The sequence below is a fragment of the Actinomycetospora sp. CA-053990 genome (assembly GCF_050948445.1).
GTDB classification, from domain to species: domain Bacteria; phylum Actinomycetota; class Actinomycetes; order Mycobacteriales; family Pseudonocardiaceae; genus Actinomycetospora; species Actinomycetospora callitridis.
In genome coordinates, this window is sequence record NZ_CP192043.1 from 1,986,161 (window position 1) to 2,011,409 (window position 25,249).

The following is a 25,249-nucleotide window of genomic DNA, read 5'->3' on the forward strand; positions in this document are numbered from 1 at the left end:
CCCGATCATGCTCCGGCGCATACGATCCGTTTCGGACGGTATGGCACGTATGCTGAGAGGGCAAGGATCGGTACGCTCCGTGCTCGTGGCCGACCGGCTGTCCCCGACCTCGTACGTCGTGCTCGGCACGATCGCGCTCCGCGGCCCGTCGACGTCCTACGACCTCAAGCGGGCCGTCGGGCGGTCCATCGGCTACTTCTGGCACTTCCCGCACGCCCAGCTCTACTCCGAGCCGCAGCGGCTCGTCGAGCTCGGCCTGCTCGACGCCGAGACCGAGGCGCAGGGTCGCCGTCGGCGCACGTTCCGCCTCACGGACGCCGGGCGGGAGGAACTGCGCGCGTGGCTCGCCGAGCCGACGCCCGAGCACTTCCAGATGCGCGACATCGCCGAGCTCAAGCTGTTCTTCAACGAGGTCGGCGAGCCGGGCGACGTCGCCCGGCTCGCACGCGAGCAGGTGGCCGCGCACCGCGACCGGATCGCGGTCTACGAGGACATGCAGGCGCGCTACGCCGACCTCGACGCCGTCGCCAAGCGCATGATCACCCTGCGCCTCGGGCTCGAGATGGAGCACGCCGCGCTGCGTTTCTGGTCGGCGCTGCTCGACGAGGTCGGCTAGGTCATCCCGGACGCGGCGAGCGGGTCGTAGCCCGGCGTGCGCAGGAGGTCCTGGAGCTGACGACGCCGCACGCCGATGTTGCTGCCCTCGATCACCGGGTAGGCGAGCGCCTCGTGGAGGTACTCGACGATCGGGAACGCCTCGTCGTACGCCGTCACCCCGACCAGCTTGACCAGGTCGTTGAGCACCTCCACGCCGGTCTCGGAGCCGAAGACCTTGGCGTGCAGGGCCAGCTCGGGCGCCGCGGGGTGCTGGGACATGACGGCGTCGAGGGCGCGCCAGGTCAGGAGGCGGACGGCCTCGATCTTCCCCTTGGCGTCGGCGAGGACGTCGGACACCGCCTGGTGGTCGATGATCGGGACGGCGCCGCCGCGGGTCTCGGTGGTGGCGAAGCGCAGGGCGAGGTCGAAGGCCCCGCGCATGGCGGCGACGGCGAAGATGCCGATGGACGCGCCGCTGGGCAGGAAGGCGTTGCGGGTCAGGGCCACGCCCTGGCCCTCGGCGCCGAGGAGGTTGGCGCGCGGCACCCGCACGTCGTGCAGGCGGACCCGGGACGTCAGGCACCCGCGCAGGCCCGGCAGGTCGTAGTGCTCCTCGACCTCGATGTGCCCGGCCAGGTGCTCGCGCTCGGCGACGATCAGCGAGACGCCGCCCGGGGCCCGGCAGACGATGGTCATGAGGTCGGGGCCGTCGCCGTCCCAGCCCGAGAGGTGGGACGCCCAGGCCTTGCGGCCGTTGATCACGTAGTGGTCCCCGTCGGGCGTCGCCGTCGTGCGCGTGCCGGTGGGCGCGTCGAAGTTGGCGCTGCCCTCGGGCTCGCTGAAGGCCATCGCCGCCAGCGGCGCGCCGGAGTCGGCGAGGAACGGCGCGACGAAGCGCCGGATCTGCTCCGGCGTCCCGGCCTCGTAGACGGGCGCGAGCGCGATGAGCGGGCCGGCCAGGGAGATCGTGAGGTCGGGGCTGTGCACCGCCCACTCCTCGATGAAGATCGCCGCGTCCACACCGCTGGACGCCGAGCCGCCGAACGGTGCCGGGACCAGGCCCTTGAGGAAGCCCAGCCCGACCGCCTTCTCGATCACCGGGCGAGCCAGCATCGCCCGGGTCAGCGGGTCCGGCTCGGCGCGCACCGCGGCGGCGAGGCCGCGCAGGTGCTCCTCGGCGAAGCCGCGTGCCGCGGCCTTGAGCTGCTCTTGCTCGGGGCTCAGCAGGAACGACACGGCCATGGGGACTCCTCGGGTGCGGGGTCTCCAGCCTGGGCTCCCGGGAGGTCGCCGTCTCGGCCGTGCGTGCAGCGGTGCCGTGCCGTTCGTGCACCGGCGTTCAGGGGCGGATCTCCCGCGGCGACACCCCGAAGCGGCGGCGGAACGCGCGGCTGAACGCCGTGGGGTCGTCGAAGCCGTGCGTCGCGGCGATCTCGAGCACGGTCGCCGCGGTGCCGGGGTCCGCCAGCGCCGCCGCGGCCCGCTCGAGGCGGAGGTTCCGCACCGTGGCGGCGAACGAGGTGTCCGCGTCGGCGAACAGGTTGTGCAGCGTCCGCGGGGAGATCGCGAAGCGGCGGCACACGCCCGCGACGGTGAGGTCGCGGTCGCCGAGGTGGCGCTCCACGTGGGCGAGGACCGCGGCGCGGGTGACGCCGGTGGGGGTGCTCGTCTCGGCACTCGTGGTGCTCGTGGTGCTCGCGGCGACGGCGGTGGCGAAGGAGTCGACGAGCTCGCCGGCGCCGGGAGTGGCGGCGTCGAGCGACCAGAGGGCGGGCATCAGGGCGCGCACCGCCGCGCCGGCCCCGGTCGCGGTCACGGGCCGGCCGAGCTCCGGACGCCGTCCGCGCAGGGCGGCGTCGAGGGCGGCGTGCGGCACCCGGAAGGAGAGCATCTGCCAGGGCCGGTCGAGGTGGAAGAAGTAGGGCTCGGCGGTGTCGACGACGACGATCTCGCCGCGCCGGACGAGGGTGGTGCGGCCCTCGACGGTGGTGATGCAGCGGCCCGCGAGCTGGAGGTTGACGAAGTAGTACGCGCCGTCGGTCCGTGCCACCTCGCGCGGCCCGTGGTCGGTGCGCTGGGGGCGGGAGCGCAGCCGGGCCCGGTTCATCCCCGCGAGGCGACGGGTCTCGACCTTCGCGGCGAAGCCCTCCTCGTCCAGCGTCCGGTGGGGCGTCAGCGGCACGAAGGCCTGGCAGATGACCTCGTGCCAGTAGCTGAACTGCTCCCGCTCGGGCAGGGCCGCGATGTCCCAGACGCCCACGACCCACCGTCCCTCGTGGCGATCCCGCGCGGCGGCTCGATCCGGCGCGACGGGCTCCCGGAGGACGGTACCCAGCACCCGAGCCGTGGCGGAACGGCTGCGACGGCGACGGTTCCGACGACGACGGGCACGTTGCGCATGACCGTCGGACCGGCGGGGCTGCCGAACGTGCCCCTCGAGAATCTCTCGTCGGCGGTCTCGCCGTTCCGGCCCTGGCTGTCAGGGGTCGGTCCTAGGATCGAACACATGAGCGAACGCGTGCTGGGGGTGGGGGAGCGGGAGGCGCTCGACCGCGCCCGCACGCGGATGGTCGCGTTGCGCGCCGCGCAGTACCGCCTGCTCGAGGACATCGCCGAGCTCGAGACCCTCGGTGTGGCCCAGCAGACCGGGGACCGCGCCACCCGGCGCCTGCTGCAGGACCTGAGCACCCTCGATGCGCACGAGGCCACCCGGCTGGCCGAGGAGGCCGCCGATCTCACGCCACGCCGCTCCCTGTCGGGGGAGCTGGTGTCGCCACGTCTGCCGTGCACCGCCGCCGTGGCCGCGGAGGGCGAGGTCGGACCGGGCCACATCGCGATCATCCGCACCACGATGGAACGTCTGGGACGCCTCGAGACCGTGTCGGTGGAGGACTGGGTGGCTGCGGAGCGGTTCCTGGCCGGCGAGGCCACCAGGTTGCCTCCACGGATGCTGCAGCGGGCCGCGACCCGGTTGGTGGCGACGTTCGATCCGGACGGCGCCGCGCCGCCCGACGGGGACGACTGCCGGGACGAGCTGCACGTGGTGCGCCGCAAGGACGGTCGGTTGGAGTTCAAGGGCCGGCTGAACGATCCGGTGGACGGCGACGTGTTCCTCGGGGCCATCGATCCGCTCGCAGAGCCCTGCGGACCCGACGACACCCGCAGCCTCGCGCGGCGTCGTGCTGACGCGCTCAAGGACGTCGTCGAGGGCGCGCAGCGGCCCGGGGGAGTCGCGGCCGGCGTCGGCGACGAGCAGCCGGGGTCGGACGATGACGCACCGATCCCGGCGCCCCGCCGTCCCGGACAGGAGAAGGGCCGTCCGGAGCGTCCGGGGCGGGCCCTGTTGACGATCACGATGGATCTGCGGTGGCTGCAGCTCGCCACCGGTCACGGGGTGCTGGGCTCCGAGGCACTGGTCGACCCGCGCACGGTGCGGCGGTGGGCGTGCGATGCCGAGGTCGTTCCGGTGGTCCTCGGGTCCCGCTCGGAGCCGCTGGACGTCGGGCGGCTGCAGCGCACCGTCACCGATGCGATCCGCCGGGCGCTCAACATCCGCGACGGTGGCTGCGCCTTCCCCAGCTGCGACCGAGCACCCCGGCGCTGCCACGCCCACCACATCCGTTACTGGTTCCACGGTGGGTCGACCTGCCTGGACAACCTGGTGCTGCTCTGCCGCTTCCACCACCAACTCATCCACGCCGGGCACTGGACCGTCGAGATCCGGGACGGACTCCCGTGGTTCACCCCGCCGGCCTGGATCGACCCCGACCAGCAACCCCGCCCCGGCGGACGACCCCGCGTTCCCCTGTAGATCGAGAGAGGCCGACATGACGACACCCCACGCCGACCTGGTGGCCGGCGAGCCGCGCTCCGTGCTGCGCGAGGCGCTCGCGCACATGAGCACGCACCGCCACGAGGACGGGTCGCTCGAGCTCGTCGGCGAGGTGCCGCCCGAGCTCTCGGACCCGCTCGTCCGCGCGCTCGAGACCGTCGCCGACGAGCTTCGTGCCGACGACGAGCGACGGGGGGTGCGGCCCCGCAGCGGCGGGCATCTGCACGCGGACGCGCTGATCGCCCTGCTGCTGCGGGTCACCGACACCGGAGAACCGGATCAGCCCTGACGGGCCTTCCACTGCGGGTTCTTCTTGTTGATCACCAGGACCCGCCCGTGACGGCGCACGACGCTCGATCCCGGCTTCTGCTTGAGGGCCTTCAGTGATGCGCGGACCTTCATGTCGACCTCCTCAGGTCACCAGCTGGACTAGGTCACGCCCGGCAGGTAGCCGGCGTGGGCGTACTCGCGCATCCGCACCCGCGAGAGCCCGAAGGCGCGCAGGAAGCCCCGCGGGCGGCCGTCCACGGCGTCGCGGTTCCGGATGCGCGTGGCGCTCGCGTCGCGCGGCTGGGCGTCGAGCTCGCGCCGGGCCGACGCGCGCTCCTCGTCGGACGTCGCCGGGTGCCTGATCGTCGCGACGAGCTCGGCCCGCCGCGGCGCGAACCGGGCGACGACCGCCTTGCGCCGCTCGTTCGCGGCGATCTTCGACTTCTTCGCCATCAGACACGCTCCCCGGCCGCGCGCGGGCGCGCCACGACGGCGTCGACGCGGCGGCTCATCGCTCCTCGCGGAAGTCGACGTGCCGGCGCACGCGCGGGTCGTACTTGCTGAGCACGAGGCGGTCGGGGTCGTTCCGGCGGTTCTTGCGGGTCACGTAGGTCGTGCCCGTCCCGGCCGTCGAGCGGAGCTTGACGATCGGACGGATGTCGTTGCGGGCCACCGCTTGCCTCCTACTTGAGAATGATTATCGTTCACGTTAACGCAGACGGAGGGAGCTCTATGCCCGCGGGTCCGGAGACCGAGCCGACCGAGCTGACCGTGGTGTGCGGCGTGGACCGGAGGTCCGCGGCGGGCGTCGCGGCGGCGCTGCGCGCGCGGCACACGGGGACGGCCGTGCTCGTCACCCACGACATGCGCGCGCTGGGTGAGGGCGTGGTGCGCCGGCAGATCGTGGAGAACGACGGCGAGCACGTCGCGATGCTCGAGCTGGCCCACGCCTGCGTGTCCTGCACGCTGCGCGAGGACCTGCTGCCGCTGCTGGTCCGTCTCGCCCGCGACCCGGACGTGGCGCAGGTGGTGCTGCTGCTCGACCCGGGCGTGGAGGTCGAGGCGACGTGCGAGGCCCTGCACGGCCTGGTCCCCGAGGGGCTCGACGGCCCGGTCACCGACCTGTACTCCCTGCGCGGTGTGGTCGCCGTGCTCGACGCCGCGCGCTGGCTCGACGACGCGGGCAGCGACGACGCGCTGGTCGAGCGGGGGCTCGCCCTCACCGCCGACGACGAGCGCACGGTCGCGCAGATCGTGGTGGGACAGGCCGAGTTCGCCGACGTCCTGGTCGTCGGCGGGCGCTGTGCCGGCGCCTGGGACCGCGTCCGGCTCGACGCCGTGCTCGCCCGGCTCGCGCCGCGGGGCCGTCAGGTCACGGTGGTCGACGATCCGGGGGAAGGGCGCGCTGCCGACATCGCCGCACGACTCGACGACCTGCTCCACGACCTGTCCGGCGACGCCCGCCGGGGCGCCGCCGACGACGCGCACGTGTCGCTCCTGCGCGGGCAGCCGCCCCTGGCGCGCGACGCCGGGGTCTCGTTGCTGCACGTCGGCCACCGGCGTCCGTTCCACCCCGAGCGCCTGCACGCGGCGTTCGACGTCCTCCTGCACGGCACCATCCGGGTCCGCGGCCGGGTGTGGGTGGCCTCGCAGCCCGAGCACGTGCTGTGGGTCGAGTCCGCCGGCGGCGCGCTGCAGATCGGCGTCGCGGGCCCCTGGTTCGCCGCCGACCCGACGGCGTGGGACGACGCCGACGACGAGCGTCGCGCCGCCGCGTCCCTGTCCTGGCACGAGCGCTGGGGCGACCGCGAGCAGCAGCTCGTGGCCCTCGTGCACGACGCCGACCCGGCGGGGCTCGTCGAGGCCCTCGACGCCGCGCTGCTCACCGACGAGGAGCTGGCCCTCGGCGAGCTCGCCTGGCGTCGCCTCCCCGACCCGTTCGAGCACCGGCACACCGACCCGTGCCCCGACCTCGACACCGACCTCGACACCGACCTCGACACCGGCGTCGAGAGCCGTCGGGGCGAGGGGTGGGGATGAGCGACACCGTCGGCTTCACCGCCGTGCACTGCGGCGCGGCGGGCTGTCCCCACCACCAGCGCCCGGCGCCGGACGCCGAGGCCGTCGGCGACGCCCTCCGGGGCGCGGTGCGCCGCTGCCCGCACGGGGTGCTCGTGCGCGCGTCCTGCCTCACCGCGACGGCGTGCGGCCACGGCACCGCGTCCGTGGGCGCCGGTGCCCTCGTCCTGGTGCAGCCCTGCGACCACGAGCGCACGCCCACGCGCCCGGCGGTGATGGCCGGTCCGTTGCACGAGACGGCCGACGTCGACGACCTGTGCTCCTGGCTGGCCGCGGGCGCTGCCGACCCGCTGCCGCCGCACCTCGACGCGGTCAGCCCACCGTGGCACTGAGGGGATCGAGGACGTCGAGCAGCCGCCTGCGCAGCACCCCGCCCCGCTCGGCGAAGGCGCGCTGGGCGTCGACGTAGGCGGCCTTGCCCTCGGGCGTCTCGATGCGCACCGGCGCGTAGCCGAGGTCGGCGAGGTCGTAGGGCGAAGCGCGCATGTCGAGCTCGCGGATGTCGCGGGCGAGGGTGAACGCGTCGAGCAGGAGCTCGCCGGGCACGAGCGGGCCGAGCTTGTCAGCCCACTTGTAGAGGTCCATCCCGGCGTGCAGGCACCCCGGCTGCTCGAGCTCGACCTGGCTCTCCCGCGTCGGGCGCAGGGTGTTGCGCGGCGCGGCCGTGGGCGTGAAGAAGCGGTAGGCGTCGAAGTGGGAGCAGCGGATCCGGTGGGTCTCGACGACCTCGTCGGTGCCCGCCGCCCCGAGCCGCAGCGCGACGGGGTGCCGTGTGGCGTCGTCGCGGTGCACCATCGCCCACTCGTGCAGGCCGAAGCACCCGAGCTGGGGCGCCCGGTCCGCGGTGGCCCGCAGCAGCCCGGCGACGAAGTCGACGGTGGCGGCCCGCTCGCGGAGCAGGGTCGCGTCGTCGACGCGGACGCCCTCGTCCTCCGCGACGTAGTGCCGCCAACCGGCGCGCTCGCCGGCGCCCACGAGCACGATCCCCGCCCCCGGGTGCCAACGGCGCAGCCGCGAGGGGCGGGTGGGGTAGTAGGTGTAGAGGAAGTCCTCGACGGGGTGGCTCTCGCCCCGCGCCTTCCGCGCCCGGTGCCCGGCGGTCAAGGCGTCGGCCCGGGCGGCGTGCGCGTCCGCCCGCGCCCGCCACGCCCGTTCCGCCAGCACCTCGACCACGTCGCCCATGCTGCCAGCGGTGGCGGCCGCATCGATCCAGGCGGTCGACCGGGGTGTGACGTGGGTAACCCACAGAGGTCCGCCACTCCAGGAGGTCACCGATGACCGACCAGCCCACCGACCGCTCCACCGTCGTCCCGGACGCTGCGCCACTGAGGGGCACGCCCGTGGACCCCGACCAGCCGGACCCCTCCGAGGTCCTGCCCGCCGGGAAGGCGAGCGAGGTCGAGCACCTCGTGGAGGACGACGAACGCTGACGCCGGCCTCGCTTCGGCCCATACCGCAGCGTCGCGCTCCTACGGTCGGGGCATGACCGGAGGCACCCACACCGGAGACACCCAGACCAGAGGCACCCAAACCGGAGGCACCCAGACCAGCGGAGACGTCGACATGGCCGCGGTCGGCGAGCTGCTCGCCGACCGCAGCCGCTGCCGCATGCTGCTGGCGCTCGCGGACGGCCGGGCGCTGCCGGCGAGCGTCCTGGCGTCCGAGGCGGGGGTCGCCCCGTCGACCGCCAGCGGGCACCTCGCGCGGCTGACCGCGCGCGGGCTCACCGAGGTCGTGGCCACCGGGAAGTACCGCTACTACCGGCTCGCCGGCCCCGAGGTCGCCCGGCTCGTGGAGGTCCTCGGACGGATCGCGCCGGCCCGCCCCGTCCGGTCGCTGCGCGAGGGGACGCGCGCGCACGCCCTGCGGATGGCGCGCCGCTGCTACGACCACCTGGCCGGGCGCCTCGGCGTCGCCGTCACCGACGCCCTGCGCGAGCGCGCCTGGATCGAGGGCTCCGACGGCACCGTCGACCCGACGGAGCGCGCCGGGCACCAGCTGCCCGGTCGCCTCCCCGAGGACGGCGCCTACCGCCTCACCGACGCCGGCCGCGACGGGCTCGCGCGGCTCGGCGTCCCGGTGCCCGCGGGCCTCACCGCCGTGCGCTGCTGCGTCGACTGGACCGAGCAGCGCCACCACCTCGCCGGCCCGCTCGCCGAGGGGCTCCTGGCGCGCTTCGACGCGGACGGCTGGCTGCGTTCCACCCCGGCCACCGGGCGCTGCGGGTCACCGACGACGGCGTCGCCGGGCTGGCGGCGAGCCTCGGCGTCGGCTGGCCGCCGCCGGCCGCGGACCTCGCCCGGGTGGGCGGCGGCGGTCGCTGAGTCGACTGGCGAAGGGCGTCCCTCGCCCCTCTATTCGGCCGACGGTGCCCTTCGCGCGGAACGGGCCCGGCCCGCGCGACGCACGGCCGCCCGCCGGGGAGGACGCTGGGGACGTGAGCGAGACGATCGAGCCGACCGACACCGCGGTGACCAGCGCCCCCGCGAGCCGCAGCCCGGCGACCGCGCCACCGGCCTGGGCTCGTGGCCCGGCACCGACCCCGGGAGGTCGCGCGGACGGTGGTCGGCGAGCTCCCGGCCTGCCCCACGTGCCCGAGCTGCCCGCTCGCGGCGTCGGCGCCGACATGATCGGGCGCACCGCGGCCCTCCTGGTCGACATCGCCACCGAGGTCTGGCCGTCGGGCTACCGGGTCGTGCGCCGGCCCGGCGGCGACCACCGGCGCGGGGTCGAGCTGCTCGCCCGCGACGTCGACGCCCTCGACGAGGCGCTGGGCGAGGCGGGCGCGACCCCGGTCGCGGTGAAGTGCCAGGTCGCGGGGCCGTGGACGCTCACCGCCGGCGTGGAGCTGCACTCCGGGCACCGCGTGCTCACCGACCGCGGCGCCGTCACCGAGTTCGCCGCGAGCCTCGCCGAGGGCCTCCGGGTCCACGTCGCGGAGCTCGGCCGGCGGGCCGACGCCCCCGTCGTCGTCCAGATCGACGAGCCGACCCTGCCCGCCGTCCTCGCGGGCTCGCTGCGCACCCCGTCCGGCTACGGCACCGTCGGCGCGGTGCCGGGGGCGAGGCCCGCGCCCTGCTGGCGGACACGGTCGCCGCGGCGCGGGAGGCGGGCGCGGCGCAGGTGGTCGTGCACTGCTGCCACCCCACGCCGCCGTTGGCGCTGCTCGGCGCGGTCGGGGCCGACGCGGTGGCCGTCGACCTGGGGGCGCTCGGTGGCGCGGACGCCCCGAAGGACGTCCTCGACGCCCTGGGCGAGCTCTGGGAGGCCGGCACCGAGCTCTGGCTCGGCATCGTCCCGTCGACCGACCCCGACGCGCCGCCGGCCCTGCACGACCTCGCGATGCCCGCGCTCGGGCTGGCCGACCGCCTCGGCTTCGACCGCGCGCGCCTCGCCGACCGGGCCGTCGTCACCCCGACGTGCGGGCTGGCCGGCGCGAGCCCGCGGTGGGCCCGGACGGCGACGGGCACGACCGTCGAGCTCGCCCGCGCGTTCGTCGACCCACCCGCGAGCTGGTGACCGCGCGGGCGGTGATCCACTGAGAGGCGTGCGGATCGGACTGGTGGGCGGCGGGTTCGCCGCCCTGAGCGGAGCCCTCGCCACGGCGTTCGACGACGTCGGGTGGTCGGGGATCGAGATCGTCGACGTCCCGGTCGACGTGCCCCCGGGCGGGCTCGAGCGGGTCGACGTGCTGTGCCCGATGGGCAGCTCGATCTCCGGCGCGCTGATGGACGCGACGACCCCGCGCATGGTCCAGCAGTTCGGGGTGGGCCTGTCCGGGGTGGACATGCCGGCCGCCGCCGAGCGCGGGATCCCGGTGGACAACGTCTCGGGCGCCGCGTCCGGGAACGCCGTCGCCGTCGCGGAGATCGCGCTGCTGCACCTGCTCGCCCTGCTGCGCCGGTTCACCGAGGCGCAGGCGAACGTCGCGCGCCGTGTCGTCGGGGAGCCGTCGGGCACGACGCTGGCGGGCCGCACGGTCGGCGTCCTGGGGGTCGGCGACATCGGCGCCGAGGTGATCGTGCGGCTGCGCGCGTTCGACGCCGTGCCCGTCGGCATCGGGCGTCGCCCGCGGACCGAGACGCCGCGGGCCGCGACCCTGCTCGACGACGGGCACTACCACCGCACCGCCGACCTGCTCACCGCCCTCGCCCGCTGCGACGACCTCGTCGTGGCCTGCCCGCTCACCGAGGAGACGCGGGGGATCGTCGGTGCCGAGGCGCTGGAGGCGCTCGGTCCCCGGGGTCACGTGGTCAACGTGGCGCGCGGTCCGGTGGTCGACCGCGACGCCCTGCTCGCCGCGCTGCACGCGGGACGGGTGGCCGGCGCGGGCCTCGACGTCACCTGGGTGGAGCCGATCGACCCCGACGAGGAGCTGCTCGCCGAGAACGTCGCGGTCACCCCGCACGTCGGCGGCGTCACCGAGACCTCGTACGCCGGGATCGCACGCGGCTTCGTGGCGTCGGTGGAACGCCACCTCGGGCGCGACCTCTAGCTCACCCCGAGTGGTCGACGTCCTACCGCACGCGCTCCACCTGGAACGACCAGTCCCCGGACGGCCGACCGCGCGTACTCTCCGTACGGATTGGCGGACGCCGGAGGCGGTCATGGCCCGATCGGTGCTGCGCGGCGGCGCGGTCTGCGCCCTGGCGTGGGTGGCGGCTGCGCTGAGCGCCCTGACGGCCGTCCCGCCGGGCGGGCTCGCCCTCGACACCCCGCGCGGCGCCTGGCTCGCCGTGCTGCTCGTGTCGCTCGTCGCGGTGGCCGGGCTCGCGGTGCTCGGCGTCGCGGGTGCGTCGCCGCGCACCGAACGGGCGCTGGTCCTCACCGGCGTCGTGTGCGGCATCGCGTGGGGTGCGTCGATGCGGGCGTTCATGGCCGTCGTGGCCGGGCGGGAATCGACCGTCAGCTGGCTCGGCACGTTCGGCTTCATCCTGCTCACGAGCGCCGTCGTCGGCGGCCTGCTCGGGTACGCCGAGCACCGGCGACGCCTCGGCCGCCCGGGCCGCCGCCTGACGCTCGTACCGCTGATCTTCGCCGTCGACCCGTCCGCGCTGCTCCTCGTGCTCCCGGCGATGGCGGGCGGGTGGGCCCTGGCCGGACGCGGGACTCCTGCGCGGCGACGCCTGGCCTGGGCGGCGATGATCGTCCCGGTCGCGGCCTTCGTGGTCATCGTGGCGCTGGTCGGCGACCTCTCCGGCCTCCTCACCCCCGCGGGCGTCGCCGCGACCGTCCTGCTGTTCTCCGGAGTCGGCGTCCTGACCCTCGCGTGCTCGATCCCGTACCGCGGCGCGCCCCGTCCGGGCCCCGACACGGTCGAGTCGCGGTTCACCGTCGGGGTGCCCGGCTAACCTCGGGCCCGTGACCAGCACGGAACACACCGACGTGCCGACCGACGCAGCCCAGCGCCACCAGGAGCTGTCCGAGGTCGTGGCCGACCACCAGTTCCGCTACTACGTCCTCGACGCCCCGATCGTCACCGACGGGGAGTTCGACGAGCTCTTCGGCGAGCTGCAGGGCCTCGAGGAGCAGCACCCGTCGCTGGTCACGCCCGCCTCGCCCACGCAGCGGGTGGGCGGCGGCTTCTCCACCGACTTCGTCGCGGTGGACCACCTCGAGCGGATGCTCTCGCTCGACAACGCCTTCGCGCCCGAGGAGCTGCGCGAGTGGGTCCTGCGGGTGCAGCGCGAGCTCGACCACCCGACCGAGGAGCTGCTCTACCTCTGCGAGCTCAAGATCGACGGGCTCGCGGTGAACCTGCTCTACGAGGACGGGCACCTCACACGCGCGCTCACCCGCGGTGACGGGCGGACGGGCGAGGACATCACGCTCAACATGCGCACGCTGGCCGACGTGCCCACCGAGCTGACGGGCACCGACGAGTTCCCCGTGCCCGAGCTGATGGAGGTGCGCGGCGAGGTGTTCTTCCGCCTCGCGGACTTCGAGGAGCTCAACGCCGGCCTGGTCGCGGCGGGCAAGCAGCCGTTCGCCAACCCGCGGAACTCCGCGGCGGGCTCGCTGCGCCAGAAGGACCCGCGGGTCACCGCGACGCGCCCGTTGCGGCTGATCTGCCACGGCCTGGGCAAGCGGCGCGGCTTCACCCCGGTGCGCCAGTCGCAGGCCTACGACGCGCTCGCGGCGTGGGGGCTGCCGGTGTCCACGCACACCCGGGTGCTGCACGGCGTCGACGCGGTCATCGAGCACGTCGGGTACTGGGGCGAGCACCGCCACGACGCCGAGCACGAGATCGACGGCGTGGTGGTCAAGGTCGACGACGTCTCCCTGCAGCGCAGGCTCGGGTCGACCTCGCGGGCCCCGCGCTGGGCGATCGCCTACAAGTACCCGCCGGAGCAGGCGACGACGACGCTCAAGGGCATCAGCGTCAACGTCGGACGCACCGGGCGCGTGACGCCGTTCGCCGAGATGGAGCCGGTGCTCGTCGCCGGGTCGACGGTCTCGCTGGCGACGCTGCACAACGCGGGCGAGGTCGAGCGCAAGGGCGTCCTCATCGGCGACCGCGTCATCATCCGCAAGGCGGGCGACGTCATCCCCGAGGTGCTCGGCCCGGTCGTCGAGGCGCGCACCGGCGACGAGTACGCGTTCGTCATGCCGACGCACTGCCCCGAGTGCGGCACCGAGCTGCGGCAGATGCGCGAGGGCGACAAGGACCTCCGCTGCCCCAACGCCCGCTCCTGCCCCGCGCAGCTGCGGGAGCGGCTGTTCCACGTCGCCGGGCGTGGCGCATTCGACATCGAGGTGCTCGGCTACGAGGCCGCCACGGCGCTGCTCGACGCCGGGGTGGTGCAGGACGAGGGCGACGTCTTCCGTCTCACCGAGGACGACCTCGGCCGGGTCGACCTCTTCCGCACCAAGGCCGGCAACGTCTCGGCCAACGGCCGCAAGCTGCTGACCAACCTCGAGACCGCCCGGCACCGCCCGCTGTGGAAGGTGCTCGTGGGCCTCTCGATCCGCCACGTCGGTCCCACCGCGGCCCAGGCCCTGGCGCGGCACTTCCGGTCGGTCGACGCCATCGACGCCGCGAGCGAGGAGGAGCTGGCCGCGGTCGACGGGGTCGGCCCGACCATCGCGCACGCGGTGCGCGAGTGGTTCTCGGTCGACTGGCACCGCGAGGTCGTCGAGAAGTGGCGCGCCGCGGGCGTCGAGCTCGAGGAGGAGGCCGACGAGTCGATGCCCCGCAACCTCGAGGGGCTCTCGATCGTCGTCACCGGGTCGCTGCCCACGCTCTCGCGCGACGAGGCGAAGGAGGCGATCCTCGCCCGCGGCGGGCGCGCGGCCGGCTCGGTGTCGAAGAAGACGGCGTTCGTGGTGGTCGGCGACGAGCCGGGCTCGAAGTACGACAAGGCGATCGCCGCCAAGGTGCCGATCCTCGACGAGGACGGCTTCCGGGTGCTCCTGGAGCAGGGCCCGGACGCGGCGGCCGGTGTCGCGTTGGTCACGGGAACGGACGGGACGGACGAGGCCGAGGGGGTCCCTGGGGACGGTGGGGCGTCGACGGAGGAGGACGCGAACGCCTGAGGGTCGCGGGAGATCACCCGAGGTCCGAGGGCGCCGGGGCATTCGTGGCCGCGTGCGGCACACTCACACCGACGGGTGACGAGGGATGCGACCGTCCGGGTGGCAGTGGCGATTCGGGCCGCTGACGGCGCGACGGCTCGCGGCTCGGCGTTGCCCTCGTCGCCGAGAGCGTCGAAGCTGGACACCAGCTGGAACTCAGGGTCCTGGGTCGCAGGTGGAGGGAGGGTCGCCGCGGTGCTGCAGTGCTGCCTCAACGGTGCCCGACCGGCCGACGTGTACCCCGCGGTCCCCATGAGCCCGCGCCACCTCGCCCGCGACGCCCGCGCCGTGGCCGCCCTCGGCGTCGCCAGCCTGCACGTCCACCCACGTGACCGTGACGGGCAGGAGAGCCTCGACCCACGGGTGATCGGCACGGTCGTCGACGCCATCCGCCGCGAGGCCCCGGAGATCGAGATCGGGATCACCACCGCGCGCTGGGTCGAGCCCGACCCCATGCGGCGCACCGAGATCATCGCCCAGTGGGGCCGCCTGCCCGAGCACGCCCGCCCCGACGTCGCCGCCGTCAACGTCCACGAGCGTGGCTGGCAACGGGTCTGCGAGGCGCTCGACGCCGTCGACATCGGCATCGAGCTGGGCGTCTGGACCACCGGCGACGCCGTGCAGCTCAAGCAGGCCGGCCTCCCGCGCGGCACCGCCCGCGTCCTCGCGGAGGTCACGGTCACCGATCCCGACACCGCGGTGGCCGAGGCCGTGCGCATCCTCAAGGCCCTCGGTCCCGTCCCCGCGCCGATCCTCCTGCACGGCGAGGAGGCGGGCGCCTGGCCGGTGCTCGAGTACGCCAAGCGCAACAACCTCGACACCCGCATCGGCTTCGAGGACACCCTCAAGGGCCCCGACGGCACCTGGCTCGCCACGGGGAACGAGGAGCTCGTGCGCTACGCCCTGGGCAAGGACGTGGCCGGGCGCTACGAGCGTCGCCGCAACGGCACCCGCGCGGGTGGCCTGCGGTCCTCGCCGCTCTGGCCCGGATCCCGGGCCGAGCACCGCCGCTGACGCGAGTTCTCACGGTGCGTCACCATGTCGACGCGGGCCCCTTCGTACTTCTACGTATGGGTCCTCGTCCGGCCCAGCGCGACGATACGGAGAGTCGCGCGGCCGGAGTCCGTCGGGACGCCAGGAGCCCCGGACCCAGATCGCTCCGCTGACGCGCGATCCACGGGGACGGAGCACGACCATGACCTACGTCGTTTCACGGTTCGACGAACTGCGCGCCTCGCTGTCGGGCACCGTCGTCACCCCGGAGGACCCGGGGTACGACGAGGCCCGACGGGTGTGGAACGCCGACATCGACCGGAGACCGGCCGTCGTCGCTTACTGCGCCACCACTGAGGACGTCGCCCAGGCGGTGTCCTTCGCGGGCGACTCCTCGCTCGAGATGTCGGTGCGGAGCGGCGCCCATTCGATGGCGGGGATGTGCGTCGGTGACGCCGGCATCGTGATCGACGTGAGCCGGATGAACGACGTGGACGTGGATGCGGAGGCTCGGCGCGCCACGGTCGGGGGCGGTGCGCTGCTCAGGGACCTCGACGCCGCCACGCAGATCCACGGGCTCGCCGTGCCGTCCGGCGAGGTCGGCCATACGGGCATCGCCGGGATCACCCTCGGCGGGGGCATGGGCTGGCTGACGCGCCAGTACGGGCTGACGATCGACAACCTCGTGTCGGCGCGCGTCGTCCTCGCCGACGCGCGCATCGTGCGGGCGGCGGCCGACGAGAACCCGGATCTGTTCTGGGCGATCCGGGGCGGCGGCGGGAACTTCGGGATCGTCACCGAGTTCGAGTTCGTGCTGCACGAGGTGGGCCCGCAGGTCGACATGGCCATGCTCTTCTACGGCATGGACCAGGCGGCCGACGCCTTCCGGATGGCGCGCGAGGTCATCCCCGATCTCCCGCCCGACGTGAGCTTCGAGGTGGTGGCCATGCACGCGCCCCCCGAACCCTTCGTGCCCGAAGAGCACCACTTCCGCCTCGGGATCGCCCTCATCGCGGTGGGTTTCGGCGGCGAGGAGAGCCACCGGGACGTCGTGGACCGCGTCCGGGACGGACTGCCTCCGCTGTTCGAGATGGTCGCGCCGATGCCCTACACGGCGCTCCAGCAGATGTTCGACGACGGGTTCGCCTGGGGCACTCACGCCTACGAGAAGTCCCTCTACCTCGAGACGTTCACGGACGAGGCCATCGAGGTGATCGTCGAGCGGGTCGCCGAGACCGTGTCCCCGATGTCGGCCGTCCTCTTCTACGTGCTCGGCGGGGCGTTCTCCGCGGCCGACGACGCGAGCACGGCGTTCAGCGGCGGGCGCTCGCCGCGGTTGGCCATGTTCATCGTCGGGATGGCGCCCGACGCCGACGCGCAGTCGGTCGAGCGCGTCTGGGTGCGGGGCTTCTTCGACGCGATCGCGCCCCACGCCATGGGCACGGGCGCCTACGTCAACGGGATGGGCAGCGACGACGCCCACCGCGTACCGGCGGCCTACGGTACGAAGTACGCGCGCCTGCAGCGCATCAAGGCGGCGTACGACCCGGACAACGTGTTCCACCGGAACACGAACATCCTCCCCGCGCCCTGACGGGCGGCTAACCCACGATCGTCGCCACGATCCCGGCGAGGTGGGACAGGCGGGCGAGCTCGGAGGGCCGGAACGCGGGCCCGCCGGGCCGGCCGACGACCAGCGCCCGCTCGGGGCGGCCGACGGGCGCGGCGGCCAGCTCGGTGTCGAGCGCGGTCCAGGCCTCGGGCACGACGTGTCCGCCGGCAGGATCGAGCACGGTCGCCTTGTCCAGCGGCAGCCAGGCGAGCTCGGCGGCCTCGGTCTCCGGCGCGGCGGCGCTCGAGGCCACGCGGCGCACCCTGGCCCCGGTGCCCGTGGCCTCGGTGACCAGTGCCCAGGCCGAGCGGAACAGGCCCGGCACGCCCTCGGCCAGCAGCGTCACGCCCATCTCGGGACGGGCGGCGACGGCCTCCACCAGCTCCAGCTCGCGCGTGGTGTCCAGGGCTCCCGCGAACGGCCGCACCGACTCGACCACCACGCCGTGCACGGACTCCGCGGCGGTGATGAGCACGTCGGGGGGGCGTGAGCTGGGCATGTCCACGACGAGGTCGTCCACGGCCGTCCCTGCGCCGCGCTCGACGACGTCGACGGAGAGGATGTCCGCGCCCTCGGTACCGAGCGCCGAGGCCAGGGCCCCGAGGGTGCCGGGCCTGTCGGGCAGCACCACGCGCAGCAAGTAGGTCACGGCCCTCCTCGACCCCCCGGGACTCCCGCGAGTCCCCCGACACCGACGTGGACCCCGCGTGCGCCCAGGTACCCGCCGCGGACCCGGCGCATCCTCCCAGGCCGACCCCCGCGGGGGCGAGGGACGATCACACGCCGCCTCCCGGCAAACCTCGTCGAGGCCCGGGTCGGCGCGGTCCTAGACTGGGTGTTTCGCGTGCGGGAGACGCAACGGAGCTCGCCCCGACGTCCCGGGAGACGACCTCTCACCCGGCGCCGCGCGGAGCCCGACCCGACCATCGTGCACGACCCCGGAGGGACATGTCCGACATCACCCGCGACGACGTCGCCCACCTCGCCCGCCTGGCCCGCCTCGCGGTGACCGACGACGAGCTGGACACGTTCTCGCGCCAGATCGACGCGATCGTGGACACGGTCTCGGCGGTGGGCGACATCCCGGACGACATCCCGCCGACGGCACAGGTGGTGCCGCAGACGAACGTGCTGCGTCCCGACACCACCGAGCCCTCGCTGCCGCGCGAGGCCGCCCTGGCGGGCGCGCCCGCCGCCGAGGAGGGCCGCTTCCGCGTGCCGCGGATCCTGGGGGAGGAGCTGTGAGAGGGACGGGAGGACAGAGCGAGTTGATCTCCCTCGACGCCGGTGAGCTGGCCCGGCGCATCCACGCCCGCGAGGTCTCGTCGGTCGAGGTCACCCGGGCGCACCTGGAGCGCATCGAGGCCGTCGACGGCGACGGCGGCCCCGACGGCGTGCACGCCTTCCTGCACGTCGACGCCGAGGGCGCCCTCGCGGCGGCCGAGGCGGTCGACCGCGCGCTGGCCGAGGGTGGGCCCGTCTCGCCCCTGGCCGGGGTCCCGGTGGCGGTCAAGGACAACATGACCACCGTCGACATGCCGACCACCTGCGGGTCGGCGATCCTCGACGGTTGGCGCCCGCCCTACGACGCGACCGTCGTCGCCCGGCTGCGGGCGGCCGGCCTGATCCCGCTGGGCAAGACCAACCTCGACGAGTTCGCCATGGGCAGCTCGACCGAGAACTCGGCGTTCGGCACGACCCGGAACCCCTGGGACCTCTCGCGCATCCCGGGGGGCTCCGGGGGCGGGTCGTCGGCGGCGGTCGCGGCGGGCGAGGCGCCGCTGGCCCTCGGTTCGGACACCGGCGGCTCGATCCGCCAGCCCGGCGCCGTCACCGGCACCGTCGGGGTCAAGCCCACCTACGGCACGGTCTCGCGCTACGGGCTCGTCGCGTTCTCGTCGTCGCTGGACCAGATCGGGCCGTGCGCGCGGTCGGTGCTCGACGCCGCGCTGCTCCACGAGGTGATCGGCGGGCACGACCGGCGCGACCAGACCTCGGTCGACGGCCCGCTGCCGCCCGTGGTCGAGGCCGCGCTGGCCGGTGCCCGCGGCGATCTCGCGGGCGTGCGCGTCGGGATCGTCAGCGAGTTCGCCGGCGAGGGCTACCAGCCCGGCGTGCTCGCCGCGTTCACCGACGCCGTGCGCGTGCTGGGTGAGCTGGGCGCGGACGTCGTCGAGGTCTCGTGCCCCTCGTTCTCCTACGCGCTGCCGGCCTACTACCTCATCGCGCCGAGCGAGGCCTCCAGCAACCTGGCCCGCTTCGACGCCATGCGCTACGGGCTGCGCGTCGGCGACGACGGCTCGCAGTCCACGGACGAGGTGATGTCGCAGACGCGCGAGAAGGGCTTCGGCGCCGAGGTCAAGCGCCGCATCATGATCGGGACGCACGCCCTGTCCGCCGGCTCGTACGACGCGCTCTACGGCAAGGCGCTCAAGGCCCGGACGCTGATCGTCCGCGACTTCACCGCCGCGTTCGAGACGTGCGACGTGCTGGTCTCGCCGACGACGCCCACCACGGCGTTCCCCATCGGCGAGCGCACCGACGACCCGCTGGCGATGTACCTCGCCGACCTCTGCACGATCCCGTCGAACCTCGCCGGCAACGCCGCGCTCTCGGTGCCCTGCGGCCTCGCGGCCGACGACCAGCTGCCCGTCGGCATGCAGATCATGGCGCCCGCCCTGGCCGACGACCGCGCCTATCGGGTCGCGGCGGCCTACGAGACGGCGCGGTCCTCGTCCGCCGACGCCGGCCCCCGCATCCCCGAACTCCGTGCTCTGGAGGGCTCCCGATGACGGCTGTGACGACCCCTGGCGTCGAGTCCGCGCCCTACACCGTCGAGGAGGTCTGCGAGCAGTTCGACCCCGTCATGGGGCTCGAGGTGCACGTGGAGCTCAACACCGAGACGAAGATGTTCTGCGGCTGCGCGAACGCCTTCGGCGCGGAGCCCAACACCCACGTCTGCCCGGTGTGCCTGGGCCTGCCGGGCTCGCTGCCGCGGCTGAACGGCACCGCCGTGGAGTCCGCGATCAAGATCGGCCTGGCGCTGAACTGCCAGGTCCGGGAGCGCTCCGGCTTCGCCCGGAAGAACTACTTCTACCCGGACATGCCGAAGAACTTCCAGATCTCCCAGTACGAGGACCCGATTGTCTTCGACGGCTACCTGGACGTACCGCTCGACGACGGCACCACCTGGCGCGTGGAGATCGAGCGCGCGCACATGGAGGAGGACACGGGCAAGTCCCTGCACGTCGGCGGGGCCACCGGGCGCATCCACGGCGCGGACTACTCGCTGCTCGACTACAACCGCTCCGGCGTGCCGCTGATCGAGATCGTCACCAAGCCGATCATCGGGGCCGGCGTCCGCGCCCCCGAGGTGGCGCGCGCCTACGTCACGGCGCTGCGCGACGTCCTGCGCGGCCTCGGGGTCTCCGACGTCCGGATGGACCAGGGCTCGATGCGCTGCGACGCCAACGTGTCCCTGATGCCCAAGGGCGCGACGGAGTTCGGCACCCGCACCGAGACGAAGAACGTCAACTCGCTGCGGTCGGTGGAGCGCGCGGTGCGCTACGAAATGGGCCGTCACGCCGGCGTGCTGCTCTCCGGCGGCACCATCCGGCAGGAGACCCGGCACTTCGACGAACAGTCCGGGACCACCTCGCCGGGGCGGCCGAAGGAGACCTTCGCCGACTACCGCTTCTTCCCCGAGCCCGACCTCCCGCCGCTCGAGCCCTCCCGCGACTGGGTGGAGACGCTGCGCGCCGCCCTGCCCGAGCGCCCCTGGGAGCGCCGCGCGCGCATCCAGACCGACTGGGGCCTCTCGGACGAGGAGCTGCGCGACCTCGTCAACGCCGACGCGCTCGACCTCGTCGCCGACACCGTCGAGGCGGGTGCGCCCCCGGAGGCCGCGCGCTCCTGGTGGGTCTCGTACCTGTCCCAGCAGGCCAACACGGCGGGCGTCGCCCTCACCGGGCTCGCGATCACGCCGGCGCAGGTCGCCCGGGTCATCGCGCTGGTCGAGGACGGGACGCTGACCAACAAGCTGGCGCGCCAGGTCGTCGACGGCGTCCTCGCGGGCGAGGGCGAGCCCGACGACGTCGTCTCCGGGCGGGGTCTGGCCGTGGTCAGCGACGAGAGCGCGCTGACCGCCGCGGTGGACGAGGCGCTGGCGGCCCAGCCCGCCGTGGCCGAGAAGATCCGCGCGGGCAAGACCAAGGCGGCCGGGGCGATCGTCGGCGCGGTGATGAAGGCCACTCGGGGGCAGGCGGACGCCGCGCGTGTCCAGGAGCTGGTGCTCGAGCGCTGTCAGTGACCCGGATTCGTCCGGGCAACATCTTTTTCGAGACCTCCCCGTAACTCGACCGAGATCCCTCCGTTGGGTGATTCAGGAAGCAGCGTGTAGCGGCTTCTGAACCGGGCGTCACCGTCGCTCTGTGCGGTACGACCGTCCGGTTCATCCCCCGAAGCCAGATGAACTACCCAGGAGGGTCGAATGGGTGCACACAGTGCCCGCCAGGCGAGCACGGTCGGCAAGATCGCCGGCCGGGGCGCACTGACCGCCGCCGCCGCGCTCGCGCTGACGGGCGGCACTGCGTCGTTCGCGTTCGCCGCCGAGGCGCCGAACCTCGACAACACGACGTCCACCCTCGAGGACGTGGCGTCCAGCAATGCCGAGGGCCTGCAGGAGCTCCCCGAGACGGACGTGCCCACGACCGTCAAGGGCGGCGAGGAGTTCGTCGGCGGCCACGCGTCCGCCGCCCAGCACGACGTCAACCGCATCACCTCGGCGGTGACCTCGGACCTGCAGACCGCCGCGAACGACAACGGCATTCCGGTCGGCAGCCAGGCGACCGACACCGAGCAGGAGATCTCCGGCTCGGTCAACGAGGTCTCCGGTCAGGTCCACGACGCCACCGGTTCCGGCGCCCAGCAGGTCGACGACGCGATCTCGAGCGGCTCCAGCATGCTCTCGTTCTCCTGATCCGCTCCCCAGATCAGGACGGACCCGCGGCCCCGGTCCTCCTCCCTGCCCGGGGGGAGGACCGGGGCCGCGGTGCGTCCGGGGGTCGGTTCCTTCCGAGGGCGCGCTCCTCGGGCCGCTAGTCGGCCCCGCTGGCTCCGCCCGACGGCGGGCGGATGCGCACGACGCGGTCGTCGGTGGGCGTGACGGGGCCGCCGGCGTCCTTGTTGGCCGTGGTCAACCAGATCAGGCCGTCCGAGGCGACGTCGGTGCCGGTGATCCGCCCGTAGGTGCCCGCCAGCACCGCCTGCGGCGTGCCGACGAACCCGCCCTGGGGTGTGGGGCGCAGGACGAACATCGCGCTCGAGCCCCGGAGCCCGACGACGAGAGTGCCGGGCAGCGCCGCGCACCCGGCCACTCCCGGTCGCTCGGGCCACGTCCAGGCCGGGGCGGCGGCCGCGTTCGGGCCCGGCGCGACCCCGGGCCGCACGGCCAGCAGGACGTCGCGCGGGCCGGCCCGGTCGGTGACCCAGCTGACGCCGGTCGCCGCGTCCGCGCACACGTCGCCGGGGGCGTGCAGGCCGCTGCCCACCACCGGCGACGCCGGGTCCGGCGTGCCCGGGGCCGGCCGGCCGAACGGGTCGATGCGCAGGAGCTTGCCGGCCAGCGACGTGGGCGAGGCCGCGGCCGCCCGGTCGCCGCCGTCGCCCGTGGCGACGAGCAGGGTGCCGTCGGGCTCGACCCCGACCGCGCCGCTGTTGCCCGACGCCCCGCGCGGGATGCCGCCCAGCACGGTCTTGGGCACGTCCCCGGGCGCGATCCGCAGGACGGCGTTGCCGCCCGGGGTGGTGGCGTAGGCGTAGAGGAGCTGGTCCTCCGCGTAGGAGGGGGAGAGCGCCAGCGAGGTGAGCCCTCCGTCGCCCGCCGCGTCGACGGGCACGGTCGCCACGGTCTCCGGGGTCTCCTCGGGAGCGACGCGCAGGATGCGTCCGGTCGTGCGCTCGGCCACCAGGGCGGCGGCCCCGCCCGGCAGCGTGACGACGGCGGACATCGGCGCCAGGCAGGTGGCGACGACCTGGGGATCGGGGTCGACGCACGGCGGGGGCACCGAGGGCCCGTCCGAGTTGGGTGCCGGCGTCGGCTCGCCGGTCTCGGGCAGCTGCGGCTGCGGCGCCCGCTCGGCGGAGAGGTCGGGGCGCTCGCGCCAGGGCTGCTGCCCGGCGTCGGGGAACTGCGCGCAGCCGGCGAGCAGCGCCGCGAGCGTGGTCAGCGCGGCGAGCAGCAGCACGTACCGCGACGGACCGGACACGGCTCGACACACTAGGCGTCCCCTGCTGTGCCGGCCGTGAGACGGGGGCGGCCACCGAACCGTGCGCGACGGTGTTCCCGGGGAGAGGAGGTGGATCCCGATGACCGAGGTGGCGCCCGGCGTCGTGCACCTGCCCGGGTGGCTCGACGTCGAGCGCCGGCGCGGCCTCGTCGCGGCGTGCCGCCGGTGGGCCGCGCACGGGCCCGGGGCGCGCGCGGCGCGGCTGCCCACGGGCGGGCAGATGAGCGTCGAGACGGTGTGCCTGGGCTGGCACTGGATCCCCTACCGCTACTCGCGCACCCGCGACGACCAGGACGGTTCCGCGGTCCTGCCGTTCCCGGCGTGGCTCGCCGACCTGGGGCGCGAGGCCGTGGCCGCCGCCTACGACGACCCGGAGGCCGGGGCCGAGTACCGCCCGGACATCGCCCTGGTCAACTTCTACGGCGCGGACTCGCGCATGGGCATGCACCAGGACCGCGACGAGGCCGCCGACGACCCGGTGGTGTCGCTGAGCCTCGGGGCGGCCTGCGTGTTCCGCATCGGCAACACCGAGAACCGCGGGCGCCCGTACACCGACCTGGTGCTCGACTCCGGCGACCTCGTGGTGTTCGGCCGGGAGCACCGGCTGGCCTACCACGGGGTGCCGAGGATGGTGCCGTCCTTCGCGGTCGAGGACATCGGTCTGCCCGAGGGCCGCATCAACATCACGCTGCGGGTGTCCGGCCTGCAGGACTGACGACGGCGACTACCCTCCCGCCCCGTGAGCGCCGAACCCGTGACCGTGCTGGTGCCCCACGACGAGGGCGAGGCCGCGCTCGCCGACATCGACGGCCTCGAGCTCGTCCGCTACGACGAGCAGGCCGACTCCCTCCCCGACGCCGCGGAGCGGGCCGCGGTGCTCATCCCCGGCTTCCTCGCGACGACCGACGCGTTGAAGCTGGTCGAGCGCTGCCCGAACCTGCGCCTGGTGCAGCTGCTCTCGGCCGGCGCGGAGATGTGGGTGGGCCGGCTCCCCGACGGCGTGCAGCTCTCCGACTGCCAGGGCGCGCACGGCGGGGTCACCGCCGAGTGGGTGCTCGCCGCGACCCTCGCCGTGCTGCGCGAGATCCCGCCGTTCGTGCGCGCCCAGGACGAGGGCCGGTGGGACCAGCACATCACCGACACGCTCACCGGCAAGCGCGTCCTGCTCGTCGGCGCGGGCGACCTCGCCGACCAGACCGCGCGCCGGATGGAGACCTTCGACGTCGCCACCATCACCCGCGTCGGGCGCCGGGCCCGCGAGGGCGTGCACGCCACCTCGGAGCTGCCCGACCTGCTTCCCGACCACGACGTCGTCGTGCTCCTCGTCCCGCTCACCGACGAGACCCGCGGCCTCGTGGACGCCGCGTTCCTCGCCGCGATGCCCGACGGGGCGCTGCTGGTCAACGCGGCGCGCGGGCCCGTGGTCGACACCGACGCCCTGCTCGCCGAGCTGCGCGCCGAGCGCCTGCGGGTGGCTGTCGACGTCGTCGATCCCGAGCCCCTGCCCGCCGACCACCCGTTGTGGTCCGCGCCCAACCTGCTGATCACCCCGCACGTCGGCGGCAGCGTGCCCGGACACCTCGAGCGGGCCTACCGCGTCGTGCACACCCAGCTCGAGGCCGTCGCCCGCGGCGAGGACCCGCCGAACCTGGTGATCAACGGGTACTGACGGCGCTCTTACTTGCTAGGCAGCACGCAAGTATGTAGAAAGGGTGGTACGCCCACGCGCCGAGACGTGGACGACGTCGGAGCGGAGCGGGCGATGACAGCGTGGACGAGCGTCAGCACAGGGGCGGGCGAGGAGATCGTGCGGGTCGACGTCGAGGACGGCGACCCGTTCGCGGTGATGGCCCTGGGCCGGCACACCGTCGTGCTCACGCGCGACGAGTGCCGCCGGATCGCCGACGCGCTGCGCGCGGCGTCGCACCGGTCCCCACCCCGCTGACGAGACCCCGGTGGCGAGACGTCGGTGGCGTGACCTCGGTGGCGAACCCCGCGCTCAGC

26 protein-coding genes and 2 pseudogenes are annotated in these 25,249 nt (G+C 74.5%); 20 read left to right on the forward strand and 8 right to left on the reverse strand.

Features of this window, described 5'->3' with window-relative positions; all coding sequences use genetic code 11:
• Nucleotides 1-85: 85 nt before the first annotated feature.
• A complete protein-coding gene (locus tag ACQPYN_RS10115; protein ID WP_433036442.1) occupies nt 86-616 on the forward strand; it encodes a PadR family transcriptional regulator in 531 nt (176 codons plus the stop codon).
• Here ACQPYN_RS10115 and ACQPYN_RS10120 read toward each other — a convergent pair.
• Both ACQPYN_RS10120 and ACQPYN_RS10125 read right to left on the reverse strand, forming a co-directional pair.
• Nucleotides 613-1,839 (reverse strand): acyl-CoA dehydrogenase family protein, encoded by a 1,227-nt coding sequence (locus tag ACQPYN_RS10120; RefSeq protein WP_433036444.1) that lies wholly within the window; start codon nt 1,837-1,839, stop codon nt 613-615. The two genes, ACQPYN_RS10115 and ACQPYN_RS10120, sit on opposite strands and share 4 nt — an antisense overlap.
• A gap of 97 nt (nt 1,840-1,936) precedes the next feature.
• The gene (locus tag ACQPYN_RS10125) at nt 1,937-2,857 is read right to left on the reverse strand and encodes a helix-turn-helix domain-containing protein (RefSeq protein ID WP_433036446.1); all 921 of its coding nucleotides are present in this window, start codon (nt 2,855-2,857) and stop codon (nt 1,937-1,939) included.
• A 246-nt stretch (nt 2,858-3,103) separates the two neighbouring features.
• Here ACQPYN_RS10125 and ACQPYN_RS10130 point away from each other — a divergent pair, with 246 nt between their 5' ends.
• Together ACQPYN_RS10130 and ACQPYN_RS10135 are read left to right on the forward strand one after the other, a co-directional pair.
• On the forward strand, nt 3,104-4,408 hold the full coding sequence (locus ACQPYN_RS10130) for a DUF222 domain-containing protein (RefSeq protein ID WP_433036448.1): 1,305 nt from the start codon (nt 3,104-3,106) through the stop codon (nt 4,406-4,408).
• 16 nt (nt 4,409-4,424) lie between these two features.
• Complete coding sequence (locus ACQPYN_RS10135) at nt 4,425-4,718, forward strand: hypothetical protein (protein ID WP_433036450.1); 294 nt, start codon at nt 4,425-4,427, stop codon at nt 4,716-4,718.
• On the opposite strand, the gene ykgO is transcribed toward ACQPYN_RS10135, so the two are convergent.
• The 3 genes from ykgO to rpmG are packed head-to-tail and all read right to left on the reverse strand — an operon-like array spanning nt 4,709 to nt 5,372.
• A complete protein-coding gene (gene ykgO / locus ACQPYN_RS10140; RefSeq protein WP_274193297.1) occupies nt 4,709-4,831 on the reverse strand; it encodes a type B 50S ribosomal protein L36 in 123 nt (40 codons plus the stop codon). The genes ACQPYN_RS10135 and ykgO overlap by 10 nt on opposite strands.
• A gap of 27 nt (nt 4,832-4,858) precedes the next feature.
• A complete protein-coding gene (gene rpsN / locus ACQPYN_RS10145; RefSeq protein WP_433036452.1) occupies nt 4,859-5,152 on the reverse strand; it encodes a 30S ribosomal protein S14 in 294 nt (97 codons plus the stop codon).
• Nucleotides 5,153-5,207: 55 nt separating this feature from the next.
• Nucleotides 5,208-5,372: a 50S ribosomal protein L33 gene (gene rpmG / locus ACQPYN_RS10150; RefSeq protein WP_274189482.1), complete on the reverse strand. Its 165-nt coding sequence runs from the start codon at nt 5,370-5,372 to the stop codon at nt 5,208-5,210.
• A gap of 59 nt (nt 5,373-5,431) precedes the next feature.
• Here rpmG and mrf point away from each other — a divergent pair, with 59 nt between their 5' ends.
• Nucleotides 5,432-6,739: a ribosome hibernation factor-recruiting GTPase MRF gene (mrf, locus tag ACQPYN_RS10155; protein ID WP_433036454.1), complete on the forward strand. Its 1,308-nt coding sequence runs from the start codon at nt 5,432-5,434 to the stop codon at nt 6,737-6,739.
• Nucleotides 6,736-7,110 (forward strand): hypothetical protein, encoded by a 375-nt coding sequence (locus tag ACQPYN_RS10160; protein WP_433036456.1) that lies wholly within the window; start codon nt 6,736-6,738, stop codon nt 7,108-7,110. The genes mrf and ACQPYN_RS10160 overlap by 4 nt, the downstream gene beginning before the upstream one ends.
• Here the strand turns inward: ACQPYN_RS10160 and ACQPYN_RS10165 are convergent.
• Entirely contained in the window at nt 7,091-7,960 is an 870-nt protein-coding gene (locus ACQPYN_RS10165; RefSeq protein ID WP_433036458.1) for a 3-methyladenine DNA glycosylase, read from the reverse strand. The two genes, ACQPYN_RS10160 and ACQPYN_RS10165, sit on opposite strands and share 20 nt — an antisense overlap.
• 92 nt (nt 7,961-8,052) lie before the next feature.
• Between ACQPYN_RS10165 and ACQPYN_RS10170 the strand changes: the two genes are divergently transcribed.
• From ACQPYN_RS10170 to ACQPYN_RS10205, 8 genes and pseudogenes are all read left to right on the forward strand, one after another.
• A complete protein-coding gene (locus ACQPYN_RS10170) occupies nt 8,053-8,208 on the forward strand; it encodes a hypothetical protein (RefSeq protein ID WP_433036460.1) in 156 nt (51 codons plus the stop codon).
• 178 nt (nt 8,209-8,386) lie between these two features.
• Nucleotides 8,387-8,455, forward strand: a pseudogene (locus ACQPYN_RS10175) (hypothetical protein); the annotation flags it as partial.
• 840 nt (nt 8,456-9,295) lie between these two features.
• Nucleotides 9,296-10,297 (forward strand): annotated as a pseudogene (locus ACQPYN_RS10180) (methionine synthase).
• A 28-nt stretch (nt 10,298-10,325) separates the two neighbouring features.
• On the forward strand, nt 10,326-11,273 hold the full coding sequence (locus tag ACQPYN_RS10185) for an NAD(P)-dependent oxidoreductase (protein ID WP_433036462.1): 948 nt from the start codon (nt 10,326-10,328) through the stop codon (nt 11,271-11,273).
• A 112-nt stretch (nt 11,274-11,385) separates the two neighbouring features.
• A complete protein-coding gene (locus ACQPYN_RS10190) occupies nt 11,386-12,129 on the forward strand; it encodes a hypothetical protein (protein WP_433036464.1) in 744 nt (247 codons plus the stop codon).
• A 10-nt stretch (nt 12,130-12,139) separates the two neighbouring features.
• Nucleotides 12,140-14,314 carry an NAD-dependent DNA ligase LigA gene (gene ligA, locus ACQPYN_RS10195; protein WP_433036465.1) on the forward strand — a complete coding sequence of 725 codons (2,175 nt, stop codon included), beginning with the start codon at nt 12,140-12,142 and terminating at the stop codon, nt 14,312-14,314.
• 234 nt (nt 14,315-14,548) lie between these two features.
• Entirely contained in the window at nt 14,549-15,367 is an 819-nt protein-coding gene (locus ACQPYN_RS10200; protein ID WP_433036467.1) for a 3-keto-5-aminohexanoate cleavage protein, read from the forward strand.
• A 181-nt stretch (nt 15,368-15,548) separates the two neighbouring features.
• Entirely contained in the window at nt 15,549-16,940 is a 1,392-nt protein-coding gene (locus tag ACQPYN_RS10205) for an FAD-binding oxidoreductase (protein ID WP_433036469.1), read from the forward strand.
• A 7-nt stretch (nt 16,941-16,947) separates the two neighbouring features.
• Here the strand turns inward: ACQPYN_RS10205 and ACQPYN_RS10210 are convergent, their stop codons facing one another.
• Nucleotides 16,948-17,607 carry an ACT domain-containing protein gene (locus ACQPYN_RS10210; RefSeq protein ID WP_433036471.1) on the reverse strand — a complete coding sequence of 220 codons (660 nt, stop codon included), beginning with the start codon at nt 17,605-17,607 and terminating at the stop codon, nt 16,948-16,950.
• Nucleotides 17,608-17,906: 299 nt separating this feature from the next.
• Between ACQPYN_RS10210 and gatC the strand changes: the two genes are divergently transcribed.
• From gatC to ACQPYN_RS10230, 4 genes are all read left to right on the forward strand, one after another.
• Entirely contained in the window at nt 17,907-18,203 is a 297-nt protein-coding gene (gene gatC / locus ACQPYN_RS10215) for an Asp-tRNA(Asn)/Glu-tRNA(Gln) amidotransferase subunit GatC (protein ID WP_328309414.1), read from the forward strand.
• Nucleotides 18,204-18,226: 23 nt separating this feature from the next.
• Nucleotides 18,227-19,750, forward strand: a complete 1,524-nt coding sequence (gene gatA, locus ACQPYN_RS10220; RefSeq protein ID WP_433036474.1) for an Asp-tRNA(Asn)/Glu-tRNA(Gln) amidotransferase subunit GatA — start codon at nt 18,227-18,229, stop codon at nt 19,748-19,750.
• A complete protein-coding gene (gatB, locus tag ACQPYN_RS10225) occupies nt 19,747-21,267 on the forward strand; it encodes an Asp-tRNA(Asn)/Glu-tRNA(Gln) amidotransferase subunit GatB (RefSeq protein WP_433036476.1) in 1,521 nt (506 codons plus the stop codon). Before gatA ends, gatB begins: the two co-directional genes overlap by 4 nt.
• A 180-nt stretch (nt 21,268-21,447) precedes the next feature.
• The gene (locus ACQPYN_RS10230) at nt 21,448-21,936 is read left to right on the forward strand and encodes a hypothetical protein (RefSeq protein WP_433036478.1); all 489 of its coding nucleotides are present in this window, start codon (nt 21,448-21,450) and stop codon (nt 21,934-21,936) included.
• 118 nt (nt 21,937-22,054) lie between these two features.
• Here the strand turns inward: ACQPYN_RS10230 and ACQPYN_RS10235 are convergent, their stop codons facing one another.
• Nucleotides 22,055-23,224: a PQQ-dependent sugar dehydrogenase gene (locus ACQPYN_RS10235; protein WP_433036480.1), complete on the reverse strand. Its 1,170-nt coding sequence runs from the start codon at nt 23,222-23,224 to the stop codon at nt 22,055-22,057.
• 100 nt (nt 23,225-23,324) lie between these two features.
• Between ACQPYN_RS10235 and ACQPYN_RS10240 the strand changes: the two genes are divergently transcribed.
• The 3 genes from ACQPYN_RS10240 to ACQPYN_RS10250 all read left to right on the forward strand — a co-directional run bounded on the left by ACQPYN_RS10240 (nt 23,325) and on the right by ACQPYN_RS10250 (nt 25,190).
• The gene (locus tag ACQPYN_RS10240; RefSeq protein WP_433036482.1) at nt 23,325-23,960 is read left to right on the forward strand and encodes an alpha-ketoglutarate-dependent dioxygenase AlkB family protein; all 636 of its coding nucleotides are present in this window, start codon (nt 23,325-23,327) and stop codon (nt 23,958-23,960) included.
• 24 nt (nt 23,961-23,984) lie between these two features.
• Nucleotides 23,985-24,914, forward strand: a complete 930-nt coding sequence (locus ACQPYN_RS10245; protein WP_433036484.1) for a 2-hydroxyacid dehydrogenase — start codon at nt 23,985-23,987, stop codon at nt 24,912-24,914.
• A 93-nt stretch (nt 24,915-25,007) separates the two neighbouring features.
• Nucleotides 25,008-25,190, forward strand: a complete 183-nt coding sequence (locus ACQPYN_RS10250) for a hypothetical protein (protein ID WP_433036486.1) — start codon at nt 25,008-25,010, stop codon at nt 25,188-25,190.
• Nucleotides 25,191-25,249 lie beyond the last annotated feature (59 nt).